The organism is Streptacidiphilus neutrinimicus (assembly GCF_000787815.1).
In the GTDB taxonomy this organism is placed as follows: Bacteria; Actinomycetota; Actinomycetes; order Streptomycetales; family Streptomycetaceae; genus Streptacidiphilus; species Streptacidiphilus neutrinimicus.
Genome location: NZ_BBPO01000052.1, coordinates 28532 through 48874 on the forward strand (window position 1 = coordinate 28532; position 20343 = coordinate 48874).

19 protein-coding genes and 3 tRNA genes are annotated in these 20343 nt (G+C 71.9%); 12 read left to right on the top strand and 10 right to left on the bottom strand.

Features of this window, described 5'->3' with window-relative positions:
- Positions 1-206 precede the first annotated feature (206 nt).
- The 7 genes from TR48_RS27490 (at position 207) to TR48_RS27520 (ending at position 6420) form a co-directional block, all read left to right on the top strand.
- Positions 207-1382, top strand: coding sequence for a PucR family transcriptional regulator (locus TR48_RS27490; protein ID WP_042372248.1), 1176 nt, complete (start codon positions 207-209; stop codon positions 1380-1382).
- Between the two features lie 109 nt (positions 1383-1491).
- On the top strand, positions 1492-2436 hold the full coding sequence (locus tag TR48_RS27495) for an ACP S-malonyltransferase (protein ID WP_042372198.1): 945 nt from the start codon (positions 1492-1494) through the stop codon (positions 2434-2436).
- Positions 2433-3479, top strand: a complete 1047-nt coding sequence (locus TR48_RS27500; RefSeq protein WP_042372200.1) for a beta-ketoacyl-ACP synthase III — start codon at positions 2433-2435, stop codon at positions 3477-3479. The genes TR48_RS27495 and TR48_RS27500 overlap by 4 nt, the downstream gene beginning before the upstream one ends.
- A 32-nt stretch (positions 3480-3511) precedes the next feature.
- Entirely contained in the window at positions 3512-3754 is a 243-nt protein-coding gene (locus tag TR48_RS27505) for an acyl carrier protein (RefSeq protein ID WP_042372202.1), read from the top strand.
- A gap of 112 nt (positions 3755-3866) precedes the next feature.
- Positions 3867-5135, top strand: a complete 1269-nt coding sequence (gene fabF, locus TR48_RS27510; RefSeq protein WP_042372204.1) for a beta-ketoacyl-ACP synthase II — start codon at positions 3867-3869, stop codon at positions 5133-5135.
- A gap of 326 nt (positions 5136-5461) precedes the next feature.
- Complete coding sequence (locus TR48_RS27515) at positions 5462-6046, top strand: TetR/AcrR family transcriptional regulator (protein ID WP_042372206.1); 585 nt, start codon at positions 5462-5464, stop codon at positions 6044-6046.
- A complete protein-coding gene (locus TR48_RS27520; protein ID WP_042372208.1) occupies positions 6043-6420 on the top strand; it encodes a hypothetical protein in 378 nt (125 codons plus the stop codon). The genes TR48_RS27515 and TR48_RS27520 overlap by 4 nt, the downstream gene beginning before the upstream one ends.
- A gap of 22 nt (positions 6421-6442) precedes the next feature.
- Here the strand turns inward: TR48_RS27520 and TR48_RS45835 are convergent, their stop codons facing one another.
- The 3 genes from TR48_RS45835 to TR48_RS27535 all read right to left on the bottom strand — a co-directional run bounded on the left by TR48_RS45835 (position 6443) and on the right by TR48_RS27535 (position 10735).
- Positions 6443-8527 (bottom strand): S53 family peptidase, encoded by a 2085-nt coding sequence (locus TR48_RS45835; RefSeq protein ID WP_369405618.1) that lies wholly within the window; start codon positions 8525-8527, stop codon positions 6443-6445.
- A 402-nt stretch (positions 8528-8929) separates the two neighbouring features.
- On the bottom strand, positions 8930-9424 hold the full coding sequence (locus tag TR48_RS27530; protein ID WP_042372211.1) for a DUF3145 domain-containing protein: 495 nt from the start codon (positions 9422-9424) through the stop codon (positions 8930-8932).
- A 288-nt stretch (positions 9425-9712) separates the two neighbouring features.
- The gene (locus TR48_RS27535) at positions 9713-10735 is read right to left on the bottom strand and encodes an NADP-dependent oxidoreductase (RefSeq protein WP_042372213.1); all 1023 of its coding nucleotides are present in this window, start codon (positions 10733-10735) and stop codon (positions 9713-9715) included.
- A 94-nt stretch (positions 10736-10829) separates the two neighbouring features.
- Between TR48_RS27535 and TR48_RS27540 the strand changes: the two genes are divergently transcribed.
- Together TR48_RS27540 and TR48_RS27545 are read left to right on the top strand one after the other, a co-directional pair.
- Complete coding sequence (locus TR48_RS27540; protein ID WP_042372215.1) at positions 10830-11270, top strand: MarR family winged helix-turn-helix transcriptional regulator; 441 nt, start codon at positions 10830-10832, stop codon at positions 11268-11270.
- Between the two features lie 135 nt (positions 11271-11405).
- Positions 11406-11479, top strand: a tRNA-Ile gene (locus tag TR48_RS27545).
- Between the two features lie 129 nt (positions 11480-11608).
- Here the strand turns inward: TR48_RS27545 and TR48_RS27550 are convergent.
- Positions 11609-13483, bottom strand: a complete 1875-nt coding sequence (locus tag TR48_RS27550) for a ricin-type beta-trefoil lectin domain protein (protein ID WP_084729810.1) — start codon at positions 13481-13483, stop codon at positions 11609-11611.
- 255 nt (positions 13484-13738) lie between these two features.
- Between TR48_RS27550 and TR48_RS27555 the strand changes: the two genes are divergently transcribed.
- On the top strand, positions 13739-14623 hold the full coding sequence (locus TR48_RS27555) for a LysR family transcriptional regulator (protein WP_042372217.1): 885 nt from the start codon (positions 13739-13741) through the stop codon (positions 14621-14623).
- Positions 14624-14714: 91 nt separating this feature from the next.
- On the opposite strand, the gene TR48_RS27560 is transcribed toward TR48_RS27555, so the two are convergent.
- The 4 genes from TR48_RS27560 to TR48_RS27575 form a co-directional block, all read right to left on the bottom strand.
- On the bottom strand, positions 14715-15440 hold the full coding sequence (locus tag TR48_RS27560) for a dienelactone hydrolase family protein (RefSeq protein ID WP_042372219.1): 726 nt from the start codon (positions 15438-15440) through the stop codon (positions 14715-14717).
- Between the two features lie 94 nt (positions 15441-15534).
- Complete coding sequence (locus TR48_RS27565) at positions 15535-16119, bottom strand: HdeD family acid-resistance protein (RefSeq protein ID WP_042372253.1); 585 nt, start codon at positions 16117-16119, stop codon at positions 15535-15537.
- Between the two features lie 48 nt (positions 16120-16167).
- Positions 16168-16240, bottom strand: a tRNA-Asn gene (locus tag TR48_RS27570).
- Positions 16241-16269: 29 nt separating this feature from the next.
- A tRNA-Asn gene (locus TR48_RS27575) sits at positions 16270-16342 on the bottom strand.
- Positions 16343-16595: 253 nt separating this feature from the next.
- Between TR48_RS27575 and TR48_RS27580 the strand changes: the two genes are divergently transcribed.
- Entirely contained in the window at positions 16596-16889 is a 294-nt protein-coding gene (locus TR48_RS27580; protein ID WP_042372221.1) for a hypothetical protein, read from the top strand.
- A 233-nt stretch (positions 16890-17122) separates the two neighbouring features.
- On the top strand, positions 17123-18547 hold the full coding sequence (locus TR48_RS27585; protein WP_042372223.1) for an FGGY family carbohydrate kinase: 1425 nt from the start codon (positions 17123-17125) through the stop codon (positions 18545-18547).
- Between the two features lie 25 nt (positions 18548-18572).
- Here the strand turns inward: TR48_RS27585 and TR48_RS27590 are convergent, their stop codons facing one another.
- Together TR48_RS27590 and TR48_RS27595 are read right to left on the bottom strand one after the other, a co-directional pair.
- Complete coding sequence (locus TR48_RS27590; RefSeq protein ID WP_042372225.1) at positions 18573-18911, bottom strand: P-II family nitrogen regulator; 339 nt, start codon at positions 18909-18911, stop codon at positions 18573-18575.
- A complete protein-coding gene (locus TR48_RS27595) occupies positions 18908-20227 on the bottom strand; it encodes an ammonium transporter (RefSeq protein WP_042372228.1) in 1320 nt (439 codons plus the stop codon). The genes TR48_RS27590 and TR48_RS27595 overlap by 4 nt, the downstream gene beginning before the upstream one ends.
- Between the last annotated feature and the right edge of the window lie 116 nt (positions 20228-20343).

Here is a 20343-nt window from a genome sequence, read left to right on the forward strand (position 1 = left end):
GTGACGGGCGTCTCCCGCGCCGGGTACCTCCCCGTGCACGGATCCGCGCGGCGATGGTGCACGCTTAGTCTGTGCCAGACCCAGTCGCCCAGAACCCCGCGAACCAGGCCGCCGAGGCAGCCCCCGGACAGACCGCCGACACCGGGGAGCGCCCCTCGGTGCGACGCGGCTCGCGACGCGGGACGGCCTTCGAGCGCAAAACCGTGATGGCCACGGCCGAGCAGCACGCGCAGACGCTGAAGAACCTGGAACGCGCCGCCGGCAAGATGGCCACCGCCGCCATCGCCCGGATGGACGACAACCTCGCCTGGTACCGCAACATGCCGCCGGAGCACCGCTCCTGGATCGGGCTGGTGGCCCAGGCCGGTATCGCGGCGTTCACCGAGTGGTTCCGCTTCCCGGACGCGCCGCAGGCGATCAGCACCGACGTGTTCGGCACCGCGCCGCGCGAGCTGACCCGCGCGGTCACCCTGCGCCAGACCGTGGAGATGATCCGTACCACCATCGAGGTCGTCGAGGAGGCGATCGAGGAGGTGGCCGCGCCGGGCGCGGAGGAGGCGCTGCGCGAGGCGGTGCTGGTCTACGCCCGCGAGATCGCCTTCGCCACCGCCCAGGTCTACGCCCAGGCCGCCGAGGCCCGCGGCGCGTGGGACGCCCGGCTCGAGGCGCTGGTCGTCAACTCCCTGCTGTCCGGCGACGCGGACGAGGGCGTGCTGTCGCGCGCCGCAGCGCTCGGCTGGGGGCAGCCGGACCGGGTCATGGTCGTCATGGGCAGCGCGCCCGCCGGGGACAGCGAGCTGGTGGTCGAGGCCATCCGGCGGGCCGCCCGGCACGCCAAGCTGCACGTGCTCACCGGCGTGCTCGGCTCCCGCCTGGTCGTGGTCGTCGGCGAGAAGAAGCCGCGCAGCGGCGAGCGGCTGTGGGATCCGGTGGTCGCCGCCCGCGCGCTGATCGGGCAGTTCGCACCCGGCCCGGTGGTGATCGGCCCGACCGTCTCCGACCTGCTGTCCGCGACGCGGTCCGCGCAGGCCGCCGCCGCGGGCCTGCGCGCCTGCTCGGCCTGGCCGGACGCGCCGCGCCCGGTGCTCGCGGACGACCTGCTGCCCGAGCGCGCGCTCGCCGGCGACGTGCAGGCGCGCGCCCAGCTCGTCGAGGAGATCTACACGCCGCTCGACGAAGCGGGTTCGGCCCTGCTGGACACGCTCTCGGTCTATCTGGAGCAGGCTTCCTCGCTGGAGGGCGCCGCCCGGATGCTGTTCGTCCACCCCAACACCGTCCGCTATCGCCTGCGACGTGTGACCGACATCACCGGCTACGCTCCGTCCGACGTGCGTTCGGCGTTCACCCTCCGCATCGCCCTGGCCCTGGGACGACTTCAGTAGGGATGAGCTGCGCTGATGCACCGCTGTAGGGAATCCACAACTCCGCTCGTGGTTCTTCGTCGCGGTCCTCACCCGCGCAGCACCGGCTCGACAAGAGAAGGTTGATGACGTGCTCGTACTCGTTGCTCCCGGACAAGGCGCCCAGACGCCAGGATTCCTCGCCCCGTGGCTGGAGGTCCCCGGCGTCGCCGACCGGCTTCGCCGTTGGTCCGACGTGGCCGGGCTGGATCTGGTGCGCGCCGGGACCGAGGCGTCCGAGGACGAGATCAAGGACACCGCCGTCGCCCAGCCGCTGCTGGTCGCCGCGGGCCTGGTGACCGCGTCCGCGCTCTTCGGGGACCACGCGAACCTCGCCCGCCAGGTCGGCGCCGTCGCCGGTCACAGCGTCGGCGAGATCACCGTCGCCGTCGCCTCCGACGTGCTGAGCGCCGAGGACGGCCTGGCCTTCGTCCGCGAGCGCAGCCTGGGCATGGCCGAGGCCGCCGCCGCGACCGCCACCGGCATGGTCGCCGTGCTCGGCGGGGACCCGGAGGAGGTGGCCGCCAAGCTGGCCGCCCACGGCGTCACCCCGGCCAACAACAACGGCGGCGGCCAGATCGTCGCGGCCGGCACGCTGGAGCAGCTGGCCGCGCTCAAGGCCGATCCGCCGGCCGGCGCGCGGATGATCCCGCTCAAGGTGGCGGGCGCCTTCCACACCGAGCACATGGCCCCGGGCCAGGCCCGGCTGGAGAAGCTGGCGCCGACGCTCACCGCCGCCGACCCGACAGTCCCCTACGTCTCGAACGCGGACGGCCAGGTCGTCGCCTCGGGCGCCGAGGTGCTCGCCCGCCTGGTGTCGCAGGTGTCCAACCCCGTCCGCTGGGACCTGTGCATGGAGACCCTGGCCGGCCTGGGCATGACCGCGATGATCGAGCTCTCTCCCGCCGGAACCCTCACCAACCTGGTCAAGCGCAACGTCAAGGGTGTCGCGACGCTGGCCCTGAAGACCCCAGCCGACCTCGACAAGGCCCTCGCGCTCATGGCCGAGCACGGAGCCGGGGAGCAGAACGCATGACAGCCCAGGCTCATCAGACCGCGCAGATCAAGCCCAGCACGGGGGCCCAGTTCTCGCGCATCCACGGCGTCGGCGGCTACCGCCCGGTTCGGGTCATCCCCAACTCCGAGGTGCTGAACTGGATCGAGTCCTCGGACGAGTGGATCCGCACCCGCAGCGGGATCACCGAGCGCCGCTGGGCCGGCCCCGAGGAGACCGTCGCCGAAATGTCGGTCCAGGCCGCCAGCAAGGCGATCGCCATGGCCGGGATCGCGCCCGAGCAGGTCGGCGGCGTCATCGTGGCGACCGTCTCGCATCTGAAGCAGACCCCCGCCATCGCCACCGAGATCGCCCAGCGACTGGGTTGCGGCACCGCGCCCGCCTTCGACATCTCCGCCGCCTGCGCCGGCTTCGGCTACGGCCTGTCGCTGGCCGACGGCATGGTCCGCGGCGGCAGTGCCGAGTACGTCGTCGTGATCGGCGTGGAGCGCCTGTCCGACCTCACCGACATCCACGACCGCTCGACCGCCTTCATCTTCGGCGACGGCGCGGGCGCGGCCGTGGTGGGCCCGTCCGACACCCCCGGCATCGGCAAGGTCGTCTGGGGTTCCGACGGCTCGCAGGCCGACGTCATCAGCCAGACCGCCGCATGGGACACCGCGTTCGCCAAGCCCGACGCCGTCAACGGCGCGGGCGAGGAGACCAAGTGGCCGGCCCTGCGCATGGAGGGCCAGACGGTCTTCCGCTGGGCCGTCTGGGACATGGCGAAGGCCGCCCAGCAGGCGCTCGACGCCGCCGGGATCACCGCCGACCAGCTCGGCGCGTTCATCCCGCACCAGGCCAACATGCGGATCATCGACGCGATGATCAAGGCGCTGAAGCTGCCCGAGTCGGTCCCGGTGGCCCGCGACATCGCGGAGACCGGGAACACCTCGGCGGCCTCCATCCCGCTGGCCATGGAGCGCATGCTCCAGTCCGGCGAGGCGAAGAGCGGCGACCTCGCGCTCATCATCGGCTTCGGGGCGGGTCTCGTCTACGCAGCCGCAGTCGTTACCCTCCCGTAGGAAACACCGTTCACCACAAGAAGGAGCCTTCAATGGCCACGCAGGAAGAGATCCTCGAAGGTCTCGCCGAGATCGTCAACGAGATCGCCGGGATCCCTGCCGAGGACGTTCAGCTCGACAAGTCCTTCACCGACGACCTGGACGTCGACTCGCTCTCCATGGTCGAGGTCGTCGTCGCCGCCGAGGAGCGCTTCGACGTCAAGATCCCGGACGACGAGGTCAAGAACCTGAAGACCGTCGGCGACGCCGTGAACTACATCGTCGCCAACTCCTGAGCGTTCACACGCTTCCCCGGGGGGCGCCGCCGGCCGGTGGCGCCCCCTCCCCAAAGAACCACCCCGGACTTCCTCTCGGACGCCCCGGACTTCCCTGCCAGGAGACTCAGCAGTGACCAGCGACAACCGCACCGTGGTCGTCACCGGGATCGGCGCCTTCACGCCGCTCGGCGCCGACGCCGCGTCCACCTGGGAGGGCCTGGTGGCGGGCCGCTCCGGCGTCTCGACCCTCGACGAGGAGTGGGCCGCGGACCTCCCGGTCCGCATCGCCGCCCGTACCGCGGTCGACCCCGGCGAGGTGCTGCCCCGTCCGCTCGCCCGCAAGCTCGACCGCTCGGCCCAGTTCGCGCTGATCGCCGCGCGCGAGGCGTGGGCCGACGCCGGTTTCACCGCCCCCGCGACCGAGGACGGCTCCCCGATCGCCCCCGAGCGCCTGGGCGCGGTCGTCGCCTCCGGCATCGGCGGCGTGACCACCCTGCTCGACCAGTACGACGTGCTGAAGGAGAAGGGCGTCCGCCGCGTCTCCCCGCACACCGTGCCGATGCTGATGCCCAACTCCCCCGCCGCCAACGTCGGCCTGGAGGTCGGCGCCCGCGCCGGCGTGCACACCCCCGTCTCCGCGTGCGCCTCCGGCGCCGAGGCGATCGGCTACGCGATCGAGATGATCCGCACCGGCCGCGCCGACGTGGTCGTCGCGGGCGGCACGGAGGCGGCGGTGCACCCGCTGCCGATCGTGGCCTTCGCCAACATGATGGCGATGTCCAAGAACAACGACCACCCGCAGCAGGCCTCGCGCCCCTACGACAAGGCCCGTGACGGCTTCGTCCTCGGGGAGGGCGCGGGCGTCGTGGTCCTGGAGTCCGCGGAGCACGCGGCGGCCCGCGGGGCCCGCGTCTACTGCGAGGCGGTCGGCCAGGGTCTCTCCTCCGACGCCCACCACATCGCCCAGCCGGAGCCCACGGGCGCGGGCGTGGCCCGCGCGATCGAGCAGCTGCTGGAGTCCACGGACGTGAACCCGGCGGAGGTCGTGCACGTCAACGCGCACGCCACGTCCACCCCGCAGGGTGACACCGCGGAGATCAAGGCGCTGCGCCGGGTCCTCGGCGACCACCTGGACCACATCGCGATCTCCGCGACCAAGTCCATGACGGGCCACCTGCTCGGCGGCGCCGGCGGCATCGAGACCGTGGCCACGGTCCTCGCCCTGCACCACCGCGTCGCGCCCCCGACGATCAACGTCGACGACCTCGACCCCGAGGTCGACGCCGACATCGTCATCGCCGAACCCCGCGCACTCCCGGCCGAGGGCAGCATCACCGCCCTCAACAACTCCTTCGGCTTCGGCGGCCACAACGTCGTCCTGGCCTTCCGCACGATCTGAGCCCTCCGCTCCCGCAGGGGCGCGAGGCTGTGCCGATGTGCGGCTCCGCCGCGCGGGCGCGACAAGCCACCCAGTGTGGTGAGTCGCCCAGTGGGCAGGGCCATCCGCACAGGGTGGTCGCTCGCGCGGTTCCTCGCACCCCTGACGCTTGAACTGTCTCCGGGAAAGGACCCGACTCGCTCCTGCCCGCGCTGCGGAGCCGCGTGTCGGCACAGCCTCGCGCCCCTTCGCGTGCTGCCTGACTGTTGCAACTTCCTGCAGGAGCGGTGGGTTCGGGTCTACCCTCGGATTTGAGCGAGTGCTCAAGAACGGGGGTGGTGCGGCGGATGGCGACGGCGGAGACGAGGGACGCGCTGGTCGCAGGGGCGATGGCGACCCTGCGGGAGAAGGGGCATGCGCACGCCAGCGCGCGGGAGATCGCGGGGCGGGCGGGGTGCAACCAGGCGCTGATCTTCTACCACTTCGGCTCCGTGGAGCGGCTGCTGCTCGCCGCGCTGGACCGCGTGGCGGAGCTGCGGCGGGAGCGGTACCAGGCGCTGGTCGACGAGAGCCGGAACCTCAAGGAGCTGGTCGCCGCCGCGCGGACCGTGTTCGAGGAGGATCTGGAGCTCGGCCACACGGCCGTCCTCGTGGAGATGATCGCCGCGGCCCAGGCGAACGCCGCCCTGCGGCCCGAGGTGGCCGAACGGCTGCGTCCCTGGCGCGGCTTCGCCGCGGACGCGTTGCGCGGGACGCCCGCCGCGCGGCTCGGGCCGCCCGAGGAGCTCGCCCACGGGGTGGTCGCGATGTATCTGGGCCTGGAGCTGCTGGCCGTGCTCGACGACGATCCCGCCCCCGCCGCTGCCCTGTTCGAACGGGCGGACTCCCTCGCCACCCTGCTCGACCTTTTCTCACTGCGGAGGCGGTCATGAGAGACACGAGGCGTGCGTGGATCTGGTTCCTGTCCTGGGCGGCGGTCGGCGCCGGGGGTGTGACGGCGCTGCTGACGGTGCTGACCGTCGGGCCCTACGTCGCGGTGCTCACCCTCGTCGCCGCGGTCCTGCTCGGCAGGGTGCCGCGCTCGCACGGCGGGCTGCCGGGCCTGGTCGCGGGAGCGGGGGTGCTGCCGCTCGTGGTCGCGTGGCTCAACCGCTCGGGGCCGGGGAACGTCTGCTCGGGCAACGCCTGCACCGAGGAGTGGAGCCCGTGGCCGTGGCTCGCCGCGGGCGTCGTGCTGCTCGCCGTCGGAACAGCGATCTGGGCCCGGCGGGGAGCGAACTCCCGCACCGGGCCCAGGCCGTGGTGATGACGAGACGAAGCGTCAGCCCTTAGTGGCTGAGACCCGACGCCCAGTCCCCCCAGAGGAAGGACCGCAGGTAGGACGCGGTGGGCGAGCCGACGCCGGTGGCGTCGTCGTAGCCGCGGGTCGCCTGGAGGCTGGTGTCCTCGCCGAAGGCGACGAGGCGCACGCGCAGCGAGCCGCCGATGACGCCGAAGTCGGCGACGTTGCTCAGCGGGGCCTGGTGGTGCGCGGCGGCCTGGTTGATCACGTCACGGAAGGCGCCGAGGCGCGACCGGTTGTAGATCTCCGGGTTGGCGAAGCCGATGGGCCGGCCGTGCTGGGCCTGGATCGCGTCGGCCTGGACCGCGGCGAACTCCGGGGAGGAGACGCTGGTGCCGCCGTAGCCACCCTCGCTGTACACGCCGCCGGTGGTCATGCCGACCAGGACGGAGGTGTACAGGTCGCCGTTCATGGCGACGTCGGGGGTGACGCGCTGCGCGGTGGCGCTGTGCTGACCGGTCATCAGCGTGTGCGACAGCCTGCTCGGGACGATGCCCTTCTGGTAGAAGGGCTGGGCGAAGTCCTCCGAGGTACCGCCGCCGCCACCGAAGTAGAAGGTGCCGGGGAGCGGGTTCCAGGACTTGCCGTCGGCCGACAGGGCCGAGCGGAGGGTGCCCATGGAGGTCTCGAAGCCGTACTTGCCGCTCTTGTCGGCCAGGCCGAGCGCGGTGCCGCCGACGTCGGTGACCCACGGGTCCGAGGACGGGTAGCCGACCTGGGCGCGGGGGGTGTCCGTCTGGCAGTTGGCGCCGGTCGCCGCGGCGGTGGGCGACTGGTCGCCACAGTCGCCGGCGGAGAACCCGAAGCCGATGCCCTCGATCGCACCCTGCTCGAAGATCTGCTCGTACGCCTGGATCTGAGCCTTCGTCATGTCACCCTGGTCGGTGGTGTGCATGATCTCGCTCCAGGAGTTGGAGACGACATCCGCCAGGTGGTGATCGACGATGTTCGCGAGAGCCGCCGACAGGTCGGCGTCCTCGCAGGAGTTGGCGCCGACGTAGACGACCTTGGCGTCGGGCGCGAGCCCGTGCACCATCTCGACGTCGAGGGCCTCCTCGCCGGCCCAGCCGGCGGGGCCGCCACAGGCGTCCTGGTTCGTCCACTGCGCCGGGGTGACGTCCTCGGTGTACTGGCCCGTGCGGAAGGCCTTGTCACCGTGGGCGGTGGCGAACTTGTTGGCGTCCGCCTGCATCGTCGGGGAGCCGTAGGCGTCGACGATGGCGACGGTCGCACCCTTGCCGGTGAGGCCGGTGGCGGTGATGCCGTAGGCCTTGCGCAGCTGCGACGGGACGAAGGAGCACTGGTCGAAGGGCACGGCGCCCTTGACGTAGCCGGCCGGAGCGCCGGTGGCCTTCTTCTGGCCCCAGTAGTCCGAGCAGGTCGCCGTGGTGGGCAGGCCACCGCCGGTCTTGCTGCCCGCACCGGCCGCGGTGGTGTTCACCTTGACCGAGTCCGGCGTGGCGTGCGAGCCGATGTTGGAGCTCATGCCGACGACGCCGAGCACGTACGAGGCGACCTGGGCCGGCACGACCACGTTGGCGGCGGGGGCGTGCGCCTCCTGGCCCTGGACGCGGTACTCGTGGATCTGGGTGCCGAAGGCCTTCGCCATCTGGGCGCTGGTGCCCGAGACGGTGATGGCGTGCCAGCTGCTGCTGACGACGGACAGGCCGGAGCCGGTGAGCCAGCTCTTGACCTGCGCGACGGCGGCGTCGGTCGGGCCGTAGGTGGTGCGGACCCAGTCGGCGCTCTGGTACTTGCCGTACTGCGGGTTGGCCGGGTCCGAGACCGCCTGCGCGTAGGCGGCGAGGCCGGCCTGGTCGCGGGCGGCGAGGTAGACCGTGCCCGTGAAGCGGGCGCTGGTCGGTGCGGTGCCCTGGTCCGCGGCGTGGGTGGCCCACTCCGGGTGGGTGCCGGTGACCGTCTTGGCTGCGGGGGCAGGCGCACTGGCCTGCGAAGGAGCGGCGAGAGCCAGCGAGCCGGAAGCCAGCGCGAGTGAAGCGGCGGCGATCGTGGCTATCCGGGCGCGGCTGACGCGGGAGTTGCTGCTTGTGCTGATGACGACTCCCAGGATGAAGGTCCGTCAGAGGGAAGGGAGCGACAGAGTTTGTTCGAACGCCCCCGGGGGATGTCTACACGGGCTCGGAATTGCAACGCAAGGGTCCCTTGGGGGTTGTTTTCCACCTTGCCACCACCGGGAGTGAATACAGACTTCACTTCCTGGACGCGCCAAACTGACCGTCCGCCAAGTGAACGCGACGGTACGCATATCGGTCGGACACAGGTCATCCGCCGTGCGACATCGAGGGCATACCCGGGCAAGTCAGCCGCCATGAGCGGGCCTGGATCATCGGCGCACGGCGGGGGCGCGCGTCAGCGCGCACTCCCCCCGACCGGGGGCCCCCAACCGGGTGGACTTTCTGGAAGGGCTGTGAACAGTTCGACGTACCGGCCGCGGGATCGGTTCCGTCCGCGCTCAGACCACCTGGTGCAGCCAGCGCACCGGCGCGCCCTCGCCGGCGTAGCGGAAGGGCTCCAACTCGTCGTCCCAGGGCTTGCCCAGGAGCCGGGCGATCTCCTGCTCGAGCTCGCCCTCGCCGAGCCGCGCGCGCAGCAGCGCGGCCCGCAGCCGGTCCTCGGGAATCATGATGTCGCCGTGGACGCCGATGACGGCATGGAAGATGCCGAGCTCGGGCGTGCTGGAGAAGCGCTCCCCCTCGGTGCCCGTGGTCGGCTCGGCGGTGACCTCGAAGCGCAGCAGCTGCCAGCCGCGCAGCGCGGAGGCCAGGCGGGAGGCGGTGTCGGGCGCGCCCTGCCAGGACAGCTCGGCGCGCCAGGTCCCGGGGGCGGCCGGCTGGCGGATCCAGTCCAGGCTCACCCGCTGGCCGAGCACGCCGGCCACGGCCCACTCCACATGCGGGCAGAGCGCGCGCGGCGCTGAGTGCACGTAGAGAACTCCACGAGTCGTCACCGGACCTCCAGTGTGGTGCGAGGGGCGCCTTCCCCAGCGGTCTCGCGCCAGCCTGGTGACGGTGTGTCCGTTTTTTCCGCTTGTTCCTGCTATGGGCTGACGAGTACCCCTCACGGGCTGCGTTAAACACGCACGAGACCTGACCCGTCGTCGAGACCGGGGTCGTGTGGAGAAACGGTACCGCTCAGCCGCCTCGCCGGAGCCCTCGTCCAGCACAACCACCCGGACGGCACGCTGATCCGCCCGAGTGGTCGCATGGGATGACCGATAGTCAGACTTTTGGTCCGCTCAGCCCAGCCGGACCAGCATCTTGCCGGTGTTGGCGCCGCGCAGCATGCCGAGGAAGGCGTCGACGGCGTTCTCGAAGCCGTCCACCACCGTCTCCTCGAAGCGCAGCTTGCCGTCGCGCAGCCAGCCGCCCATCTCGGCGACGAACTCCGGCTGCAGGTCGTAGTGATCGCCGACCAGCATGCCGGCCAGGGTCAGCCGCTTGCCGATCACCTGCACCAGGTTGCGCGGGGCGGCCGGCGGGTTGGTGTCGTTGTACTGGGCGATGGCCCCGCACAGCACCGCGCGGCCGTGCACGTTCAGGGCGCCGATCGCGGCCTCGAGGTGCTCGCCGCCGACGTTGTCGAAGTAGACGTCGACGCCCTCGGGCGCCGCCTTGGCCAGCTGGCCGGCGATGTCGCCGTTCTTGTAGTTGAAGGCGGCGTCGAAGCCGTACTCCTCGACCAGCTTGCGGACCTTCTCGTCCGAGCCGGCGCTGCCGACCACGAGCGAGGCGCCGCGCAGCTTGGCGATCTGGCCGACGATGCTGCCGACGGCCCCGGCCGCGCCGGAGACGAAGACCACGTCGCCCTCCTTCAGCCCGCCGACCCGCAACAGGCCGGCGTAGGCGGTCAGGCCCGGCATGCCCAGCACGCCGAGGTAGGCCTGCAGCGGCGCGGCGTCCGCGTCGACCTTGACCGCGTGCGCGGCCGGGACGTCGGCGTACTCGCGCCAGCCGAGGCCGTGCAGCACCGCGTCGCCGACCTGGAAGCCCTCGGCGTCGGAGGCGACCACGCGCCCGACCGCGCCGCCCAGCATGGCCGCGCCGAGCTGGTACGGCGGGGCGTAGGACTTGACGTCGTTCATCCGGCCGCGCATGTAGGGGTCGACCGAGAGGAACTCGTTACGGACCAGGATGTGCCCGGGGGCCGGGGCGGTGACGGGCTTCTCGACCAGGGCGAAGTCGGCGGGCGTCGGCCAGCCCTGCGGGCGGGCGGCCAGCTGCCACTCGCGGGCGGCGGCGGGGAGGGTCTGCTCGGCCATGAGGTGATCGCTTTCAGGATGGAAGTTTGATGATCTCAAGTAACGGTGAACGAGAAAGGTTCAGCTTGTCAAATATTCAGGTAGCCTAGGAGGCATGCAAGAGGAGCAACCCGATCCGCTCACGCCCGAGGTCGTGGACCTGATGGCCTCGCTGGTGGGCGTCTTTCACAAGGAGTACGAGGAGGCGGCCGCCGCCCGCTCGCTGACCGGCGCCCAGGCCAAGGTGCTGGGCCTGCTGCGCCGCGGCCCGCTGCCGATGCGCCAGATCGCCCAGACCCTGAGCTGCGAGCCCTCCAACATCACCGGCATCGTCGACCGCCTGGAGGCCCGCGGTCTCGTCGAGCGGCAGGCGGACCCCGAGGACCGCCGGATCAAGCGCGTGGCCGCCACCGAGACCGGCAGCGCCGCCACCGCGGAGCTGCGCGCCTCGCTCAACTTCGCCCGGGAGCCGCTGGCCGCACTCAGCCAGGACGAGCGGCTCCAGCTCCGCGATCTTCTGCGGCGGATGCTCGACCAGGCGCGGCGTCAGGACTGATCTCGCTCCTGAAGGATGGAACCCCGCGCGCACGGACAACGTCTCACCAGCTATGCTGCGGCGAGCGGCCCCTTCGCAGGGCCGCTCGTGCTGGTGCATGGAACACGGTGCAGGAAACCACCATGCACGGAACGAGGGGCTGTAGCTCAGCCGGTTAGAGCAGGGGACTCATAATCCCTTGGTCGTGGGTTCGAGTCCCACCGGCCCCACTCCCACTCCGCACAGATGGAGGGGCAGGCGAATGAGACCTGCCTGTACGTTAGCGAAAACGCTCCGTGGTGCCTGCACCACGGAGCGTTTTTCACTCGAACGGGGCCCTGCCAGGGTGATTGAACGGGTCAGCCGGGCAAGGTCCACTGCTGGTTGGCCCCGCCGGTGCAGTCCCAGATCTGCAGCCGGGTGCCATTGGCCGAGCTCGGACCGGTGGCGTCCAGACAGCGGCCCGAGTGCGGATTGACCAGCGAGCCGTCCGACCTGGCCTGCCACTGCTGCGCTCCGGTCCCGTTGCAGTCGTAGAGCTGGACCTGCGTCCCGTTGGCCGTGCCGCCGCTGGCGACGTCCATGCACTTGCCGAGCGCCTGCAGCGACCCGTCGGTGGCCATCGTCCAGTTCTGGGCGGCCGTGCCGTTGCAGTCGTAGAGCTGGACGGCGGTGCCGTTCGCGCTGTTCGCGCCGGCGACGTCGACACACTTGCCGCCGTAGCCGGTGATCTGCCCGCTCGGCGCGACCCCGGCCGTGCCCGACCAGGTGAACGTCGCACTGGTCTGCGCGGGCAGGGTGTAGGTGAAGTGCTGCCCGCCCCAGTTGACCGTGAACGGCTCGGAGCCCCCGGTGGCGTTGTAGGCGACGACGGCCTTGGAGCCGTCCGGGTTGAGCCAGGCCACGTTCGGCACGGCGGTGCTGGCGGTCGAGTCGATCCGGTAGGCCCCGGGCTTGACGAACTTGGTCAGCTGGCCGAGGTCGTAGTACTCGATGTTGTAGTCCACCTGCCCGCTGCGCGCGTCGCCGTTGTGCACGGTGATCAGCCCGGTGCAGGTGCCGCAGCCGCCGTTGTGCGGGCCCATGTTCTGGTCCACGGCGAGCGACCACTTCACCACCGACTTACCCCAGTTCCGGGTGTAGTCGACGATGTTCTGCATGTCCTCCTGCTGCTGGTCGGCGATCCAGGTGCCGCCGGAGTGCTCGGTGTCGAAGGCGTCGACGGCCGGGTACGCGTTGTGGACGGTGGTCTGCTCGCTCGGGTCGCCGCTGTAGCCGTGCCAGGCGATGCCGCCGAACAGCGGGTCGTTGCGGATCGCGGCGTCGTTCACCGTCTGCGCGGCGTAGCTGTCGTAGTCGTCCCAGTTCCAGTCCAGCGCCAGGACCTTCGTGGTCAGCCCGGCGGCGTGGAAGGCCGGCAGCAGGTCGGTGCCGGTGAAGTAGTCGAGCCCGCTGGCGTTCCACTGCATGGAGGGGTAGCCGCTGCAGCAGGTGGGCTCGTTCTGCGGGGAGACGTAGTCGATGTGGACGCCCTGGGCCTGGTACGCCTGGATGTACTTGACGAAGTACTGCGCGTAGGCGGCGTAGTACTGCGACTGCAGCCACCCTTGGCCGTAGGCGCCGCTGTCCTTCATCCACGGCGGCGCGGTCCACGGCGTGCCCATCACCTTGAGGTTCGGATTGAGCTGCTCGGCCTGCTTGGTGAGGGGCAGCACGTCCGCGAGGTCGTGGGCGATGGAGAAGTCCGCGAGCGAGGGGTCGGTCTGGCCGCTCGGCATGTCGTCGTAGGTGTAGTTGTACCGGGCCAGGTCCGAGGCGCCCATGGGGTTGCGCAGGAAGTCCAGGCCGATGCCGTTGACCGGGTCGAACAGGTTGGTCATCACGGAGTTGCGGGTGGCGGTGCTGAGCGCGCCGCTGCTGTTCATCAGCCAGGCGGCGGTGTCGGTGAAGGAGGCCCCGGCACCGGTGAACTGCTGGTAGCGGGTGTTCTCGTCGACGCTCACGGTGGCGGCGGAGCTGCCGGACCCGGCGGAGAAGGCGATCGGGGTCTGCTGCTGCAGCCCCCGGGTGACGGTCCGTCCTCCGGAGTCGGAGGTGGTGGTCAGCCAGATGTTCACGGTGGGGCCGGCCGCTTGGGCGCTGGGGGTGGCGGCGGGCGAGGCGAGCAGGAGTCCGGAGGCGGCGAGCGCTCCGGCGAGCAGGGCGGGCAGTCTCTTGGACCGCACGGACCGCATGGACCGCATGGGCGAAGCCCTTCGCGTGGGGGCGGATGGACTGGGACGCCGCCGCATTCAACTCCCGTATGGTCTAGACCGTCAAGAGGTTCGAGAGCGCTCTCCTGTGTCCACTTGTTGGAACGCAGGTCGGACAGATGCACCTGTTCTCCCGTGCCCTGCCTGCACTTGATGAACTGTCATGATCGGACGTCGCCGTGGCCCCGTCAGGGCCGCACGTACCATGCCGGGTAGCCGAACGATCGGGGATCCGACGTGGAACTGCGCCAACTCCGCGCCTTCGAGGCCGTCACCGCGCACCGCACCGTCGCGAACGCGGCGAACGCGCTCGGGCTCGCGCCCTCCTCGGTCGCCGAGCGGATACGGGAGCTGGAGCAGTCGCTGGACGTCCCCCTCTTCGCCCGCACCCCGCGCGGGATGACGCTGACCCCGGCCGGAAAGCGGCTCCTGCCGTGGGCGCGGCACCTCCTGGACGCCGCAGAGGAGGCGCGGCAGGAGACGGTGACGGAACGGCCGGAGCTGCGCCTCGGTGTGCTGGAAGCCGTCTCCGCCGCCGGCACGAGAGACGCGTCGGCCGGGCTCGCGGAGCGGCGGCCCGACGTACGGGTCGCGCCGCACACCCTCCCCGAGCGCGACGGGCTGCTCACCGCGGTCGCGGCCGGGGCGCTGCACGCGGCGGTGATCCTTGACGCCTCGGGGCCGCTGGGCGGGCTCGGCTTCGCCCTGCCGCCCGCGCCGCTGGACCACCTGGACCTGGAGGACGTGCCGCTGACGCTTGTCGCCGCCCCCGGTCATCCCCTCCAGGGACGCGCCGAGCTGTCAGCCGAGGACCTGCGCGGCCAGCGGCTGCTGGTGGGCGCCCCCGCCTGCTCCTTCTTCCTGGCCGGGCAGCGGCTGCTGGGCGACGCGGTCGAGCGCGTCCCCACCGGCGGGATCGCCGTCACCCGCGCCTGCGCCGAGCGCGGACTCGGCGTCGCGCTGCTGCCGCACTCCGCGGTCCGGCAGGAGCTGGCCACGGGCACCCTGGTCCGCCTGCACGCGAGCTTCATGGAGCAGCCGCTCCGCCTGCGCGTCGTCTGGCGCGCGGACCGCGAGGCCCTGCCGGGCCTGTGGGAGATGCTCCACGCGCTCGCCCCGTGACCTCCAGGGGTCACGGGCTTAGGGGGGTCACGGGCTCACGGGGCAGGGGTCACGGGGCAGGGGTCACGGGGCAGGGCTCATGGCCCGCGGCTCACCGCCCGCGCAGCCAGGCGTCGACACGCGCGAACGCGTCCTCGACGGCCGGGGAGTCGGAACGCAGGAAGCTGTGGCCGACGCCCGGGTAGGCGACGAACCTGTGCCGCTCCCCCGCCGCCTCCAGCGCGGCGGAGATCTCACGCTGCTCCTCGGCGCCGATGACGTGGTCGTCCGCGCCGACAAGGTAGAGCAGGCGGCCGGAGATCTTGGGCGTCAGGGCGAGGGTCGGCTCCGGCCCGGTGACCGGCAGGTCCGGGTTGCCCGTCAGCCAGCCGCCGTAGCAGACGACGGCGTTCGGCACGTCGAGGGCGGTCGCGGCCAGGTAGGTCAGGTGGCCGCCGGCGCTGAGGCCGAGCATCCCCGGCCCGGGGGCGCCGAGCGAGTCCAGCACGGCGAGGGCCGCGGCGGCGTCGGCGATCACGTCCGGGCGGGTCAGCCGCGGCAGCAGCTCGAATCCGCGGTCGCGGCCGGCCGCGTCGTGCGGGAGGTCGGCGCCGGGCTGGACGCGGTGGTAGAAGTCGGGGGCGAGGGCGACGAAGCCGCGCCGGGCCAGGTCCTCGCAGATGCCGCGCACGTGCGCGTCGACGCCGAACAGCTCCATGGCGACGACCACTCCGGGGTGCTCCCCCGTCCCGGCGGGCCGGGCCAGGTACCCGCCCATGGACGTGCCGTCGGCGACCGGGATCTCGATCCGGTCGGTGGTGATCTTCTCAGCGGTCATGCCTCGAGGCTAGGTCGCGCCCCACGGCCCAGCCAGAGGCTTTCCATCCTGGTACCCGGGCCACCCGGGTACCAGGACCCAGCGGCCGCCCGGCTTACATCCCCTCGGGGATCGACTTCGCGCCGTGGTGCACCTGGAACGCGGTGACGATCTCGATCAGGCCCATGACCAGCAGCCAGATGCCCGTGAACACGGTGAGCACGACGATCGAGTGGAAGGGCCAGACCAGCACGACGACGCCGCCGATCGCGGTGAGCAAGCCCGCGAAGATCTGCCAGCCGCGGGCGGGCATGCCCGGGTCGGAGGCGGCGGCCATCAGGTGCGTGATCCCGCGGAACAGCCAGCCGATGCCGATCCACAGCGCCAGCAGCAGGATCGACTCCAGCGCGCCGCGGAAGCAGAACAGACCCAGCAGGATCGAGAGCGCACCGCTGATGAAGGCCATCACACGCAGGCCCGTCGAGACGTGCGTGCCGAAGGCCGCGACGAGCTGCAGCACACCCGCGATGACGAGGTAGAGGCCGAACAGCACGCCGACGACGGTCAGCGTCGCCTTGGGCCAGGCCAGCACCGCGACGCCGAGCAGCATGGTGAGAACGCCGAGCACCAGCAGCACCTGCCACGCGCTGCGCGCGAGCTGCTGCAGGGGGCCGGGCAGGGTTTCCGTCATCTGGTCCATGAGGACCAGGATCGGAGGCAATCGCGCGCCACGCGCGCTGAGGAGAGGCTCCCCCAATTGGACTCGAACCAATAACCTGCCGATTAACAGTCGGCTGCTCTGCCAATTGAGCTATGGGGGACTGCACTTGGGCACCGCATTGGTGCCGCGCTCCCCCAATTGGACTCGAACCAATAACCTGCCGATTAACAGTCGGCTGCTCTGCCAATTGAGCTATGGGGGATCGTCTGTCGCCGCCGCGTCGCTCCCGGGGACCGGCGCGGCGCTTGCTGCGGGTCATACATTAGCGCACGTGGGGGGGTGCTCCGCCAATCCGTTGCGGTTCGGGGACCGGAGCGAGGGGTAGGCGCTTGTGACGGGACTCTCGCCGTCACCCGGCGGCGCGCCGAACGAGCAGGTCCGCGCCGCCGCGCCTAGGCTCCATCCCGGCAGAGCGGCAGGCGGCCGCAGAGCAGCAAGCAGAAGGGCGGAGGGGTATGCGCAAGCTCACTTTCCTGGCGGGCCTGGCCATCGGCTACGTGCTGGGGACGCGCGCCGGACGGGAGCGCTACGAGCAGCTGCGCCAGACGGCGCGGGACCTCTCGCAGACGCAGGCCGTCCAGTCGGCGACCCGCAACGCCAAGGCCGCGGCCGGCACGGCGGCCTCCAAGGCCGGCCACGCCGTCGCCGACAAGGTCGGCGACCGCCTCCCGAACACCATCACCGCTCGCATCCCCTACCTGAACGGCAAGGGCGCCACCCTCGACGACTGGGACAGCACCCGCAGCTGAGCGCTGCACTACCCAGGGGCGCGAGGCTCCGCTGATCGGCGGCTCCGCCGCGGGGCGCGACAATCCCCCAGCCTTCGGCCGGGAGGAGCCGCAATTCAGCCGAGCCCCCGCCCCTGACGTTTGCGCTGCCTGCGAGAGCGTCGCAGACCCTTCGGGCGGACGTACCCCCGCCGGGGAGGGGGGTTGGTGGTGATCCCCCGCCGGGAGGTGGCGGGATGAGGCATGATCTCGGCATGGCCATCGCCGCGGGCATCGACTGCTCAGCACAGTTCACGAAGATCGCCGTTTGTGACACCGAGACGGGCGCCGTGCTGCGCGAGAACCGTGCGCCGCATCCCGGTGTCGCCGCCGGGACCGCGCCGGCGGAGATCGATCCGCAGGCGTGGCTGCACTCACTCGGCGCCGCGGCCGAGGGCGGGCTGCTGGAGGGGATCGCCGCCATCGGGGTGTCCGCGCAGCAGCAGGGGCTGATCGCGTTGGACGCCGGAGGCGTCCTGGTCCGGCCGGCCATGCTGCGCAACGATCCGCGGGCGGCGTCAGCCGCCGTCGCGCTGGTGGAGGAGCTGGGCGGCCCGGCCGCCTGGGCCCATGCGATCGGCGCGGTGCCGCTCGCCTCCGCGACGATCGCGAAGCTGCGCTGGCTCGCCGACCGCGAGCCGCAGTCCGCCAAGCGCGTGGCGGAGGTGCTGCTGCCGCACGACTGGCTGGTGTGGCAGTTGCTCGGGCAGTCCGCCCGCCGGACGACCGACCGCGGCGACGCCTCCGGCACGGGGTACTGGTCCGCCGTCGAGGAGCGCTGGCGTCCGGACCTGGCCGCGCTCGCGCTCGGGCACGAGCTGCAGCAGCTGCCGACCGTCCTTGGTCCGTCCGAGGCCGCCGGGCAGAGCCCGGAGGGGCTGCTGATCTCCGCCGGGACCGGGACGACGATGGCCACCGCGCTCGGGCTGGGGCTCGGCCTCGGTGACGTGATGGTCTCGGTCGGCAGCTCCGGGACCGTCCACGCCGTGCACGACCAGGCGCTCAGCGAGCCCGCCGTGTCGACGTACGCGGACGGGACGGGCCGCTACCTGACGCAGGTCGTCACCCTGAACGCGGCGCGGGTGCTGCGCGCGACGGCGGCGATGCTGGGCACGGACCTCCAGGGGCTGAGCGAGCTGGCGCTCCGGTCCACGCCGGGCGCCTACGGGCTGGTGCTGCTGCCGTTCCTGGAGGGCGAGCGCACGCCGCCGCTGCCGCACGCCGCGGGGACGTTGTCGGGGCTGCGGGTGGAGTCGATGAAGCCCGAGCACCTGGCGCGCGCGGCGGTCGAGGGCATGCTGTGCGGGCTCGCGGAGGCGCTGGACGTCCTGCGTGCGAACGGGGTCGCGGTGGAGCGGGTCTTCCTGACCGGCCCCGCCGGGCGGCTGCCGGCCGTCCAGGCGTCCGCCCCGGCCATCTTCGGCGTCCCGGTCGTGGTGCCGGCGCAGGCGGAGTACGCCGCGATCGGCTCCGCCCGCCAGGCGGCCTGGGCGCTGGCGGGCACCGCGGAGCCGCCCGTCTGGCAGCCGCCGTCCCCGCACACGGTGCTGGAGCCCGGCGAGGAGGCCGCCGTCGGCGGAGCCGTGCGGGCGCAGTTCGCGGCGGTGCTCAAGCGCACGCACCCGGAGCTGGGCCGGTAGACCGCTGGGGCTCAGGCCGCCAGGCTCAGACGGCGTCGGGGCCGCGCTCGCCGGTGCGGACGCGGACGATCGTGTCGACCGGGACGGCCCAGACCTTGCCGTCGCCGATCTTGCCGGTGCGGGCGGCCATGGTGATCGCGTCCATGACGGCGTCCGCGTCGGCGTCCTCGACGACGACCTCGAGGCGGGCCTTGGGGACGAGGTCGACGCGGTACTCGGCACCGCGGTAGACCTCGGTGTGGCCGCGCTGGCGGCCGTAGCCGCTGGCCTCGGTGACGGTGAGGCCGTGGACGCCGAGTCCGATCAGCGCCTCGCGGACCGCGTCCACGCGGAACGGCTTGATGACGGCGGTGATCAGCTTCATGCGACGGGCGCCTTGTCGGACGAGTGCGGGAGCGCGGCGGAGTGGTGCGCGGACGCGCCGTGGCTCAGGACCCCGTGATCGTACGCGGTCTCCGCGTGGACGGCGAGGTCCAGTCCCGTCAACTCGTCGTCACGGGAAGCCCGGAAGCCCATCACCCGGTCGATGGCCTTGCCGACGGCCCAGGTGACCGCGAACGCGTAGAGGGCGACGACCAGGACCGCGAGCGCCTGCTTGCCGGTCTGGGCGAGGCCGCCGCCGTGCAGCAGGCCGTTGACGTGGCCGGTCATCGTCGCGGTGGCGAAGACGCCGATCAGGACGGTGCCGATGACGCCGGCGACGAAGTGGACGCCGACCACGTCGAGGGAGTCGTCGACGTGCAGGCGGAACTTCCAGCCGACCGCGAACGAGCAGACCACGCCCGCCACCAGGCCGATCACCAGCGCGCCGAGCAGGTCGACGCTGCCGCACGACGGCGTGACGGCGACCAGGCCCGCGACCGCGCCGGAGGCGGCGCCGAGGGTGGTGGCGTGGCCGTCGCGGCGCTTCTCGACCACCAGCCAGCCCAGCAGGCCCGCGCAGCCCGCGATCTGGGTGTTGAGCAGGACCGCCGCCGCGACGCCGTTGGCGCCGAGCGCGGAGCCCGCGTTGAAGCCGAACCAGCCGAACCAGAGCAACCCCGCGCCGAGCAGGACGAGCGGGAGGTTGTGCGGGCGCATGGCCTCCTTCTTGAAGCCGACGCGCGGGCCGAGCACCAGGGCCAGCGCCAGTCCGCTGGCGCCGCAGTTCACCTCGACGACGGTGCCGCCCGCGTAGTCCAGCGCGCCCAGGTGCGCGGCGATCCAGCCGTCGGGCGCGAACACCCAGTGGGCGACGGGCGCGTAGACCAGCACCGTCCACACGACCGTGAACAGCACCCAGGCGCCGAACTTCGCCCGGTCCGCGATCGCACCGCTGATCAGCGCGGCGGTGATGACGGCGAAGGTGAGCTGGAACCCCGCGAAGAGCAGCGTCGGCACATGCCCGGTGAGGCTGCTCGGGGTGATCCCGGACATACCGAGGTGGCTCAGGTTCCCGATCAGGCCGGCGCCCGCGTCCGGGTCGAAGGCGAGCGCGTAGCCCACCGTCAGCCAGACCACCGAGACGACCGCGATGGAGACGAAGCTCATCATGATCATGTTGAGCACGCTCTTGCTGCGGACCATGCCGCCGTAGAACAGGGCCAGGCCCGGCGTCATCAGCAGCACGAGCGCGGTACTGGCCAGCAGCCAGGCGGTGTCGCCGGTGTCGAGACCGGACGCGGGGGAGGCGAGGAGCATGCGGCAGTTTTTCCCGCCTCCGTTACCGTCGTCGGACAGCGATGTTTCGCAGACGTTTCGTGTTGCGCTGATGTTTCGCACATCTCACGTCATGAGCCGCCGCTAGGCGCAACTAA

Excerpts from the sequence above, each read along its gene's own strand:
- TR48_RS27490 (WP_042372248.1), top strand. The coding sequence starts at position 207 with ATGGCCACGGCCGAGCAGCACGCGCAGACGCTGAAGAACCTGGAACGC.
- TR48_RS27500 (WP_042372200.1), top strand. The coding sequence starts at position 2,433 with ATGACAGCCCAGGCTCATCAGACCGCGCAGATCAAGCCCAGCACGGGG.
- TR48_RS27505 (WP_042372202.1), top strand. The coding sequence starts at position 3,512 with ATGGCCACGCAGGAAGAGATCCTCGAAGGTCTCGCCGAGATCGTCAAC.
- TR48_RS27515 (WP_042372206.1), top strand. The coding sequence starts at position 5,462 with ATGGCGACGGCGGAGACGAGGGACGCGCTGGTCGCAGGGGCGATGGCG.
- TR48_RS27520 (WP_042372208.1), top strand. The coding sequence starts at position 6,043 with ATGAGAGACACGAGGCGTGCGTGGATCTGGTTCCTGTCCTGGGCGGCG.
- TR48_RS27535 (WP_042372213.1), bottom strand. The coding sequence starts at position 10,735 with ATGGCCGAGCAGACCCTCCCCGCCGCCGCCCGCGAGTGGCAGCTGGCC.
- TR48_RS27540 (WP_042372215.1), top strand. The coding sequence starts at position 10,830 with ATGCAAGAGGAGCAACCCGATCCGCTCACGCCCGAGGTCGTGGACCTG.
- TR48_RS27550 (WP_084729810.1), bottom strand. The coding sequence starts at position 13,483 with ATGCGGTCCGTGCGGTCCAAGAGACTGCCCGCCCTGCTCGCCGGAGCG.
- TR48_RS27560 (WP_042372219.1), bottom strand. The coding sequence starts at position 15,440 with ATGACCGCTGAGAAGATCACCACCGACCGGATCGAGATCCCGGTCGCC.
- TR48_RS27565 (WP_042372253.1), bottom strand. The coding sequence starts at position 16,119 with ATGGACCAGATGACGGAAACCCTGCCCGGCCCCCTGCAGCAGCTCGCG.
- TR48_RS27580 (WP_042372221.1), top strand. The coding sequence starts at position 16,596 with ATGCGCAAGCTCACTTTCCTGGCGGGCCTGGCCATCGGCTACGTGCTG.
- TR48_RS27585 (WP_042372223.1), top strand. The coding sequence starts at position 17,123 with ATGGCCATCGCCGCGGGCATCGACTGCTCAGCACAGTTCACGAAGATC.
- TR48_RS27590 (WP_042372225.1), bottom strand. The coding sequence starts at position 18,911 with ATGAAGCTGATCACCGCCGTCATCAAGCCGTTCCGCGTGGACGCGGTC.
- TR48_RS27595 (WP_042372228.1), bottom strand. The coding sequence starts at position 20,227 with ATGCTCCTCGCCTCCCCCGCGTCCGGTCTCGACACCGGCGACACCGCC.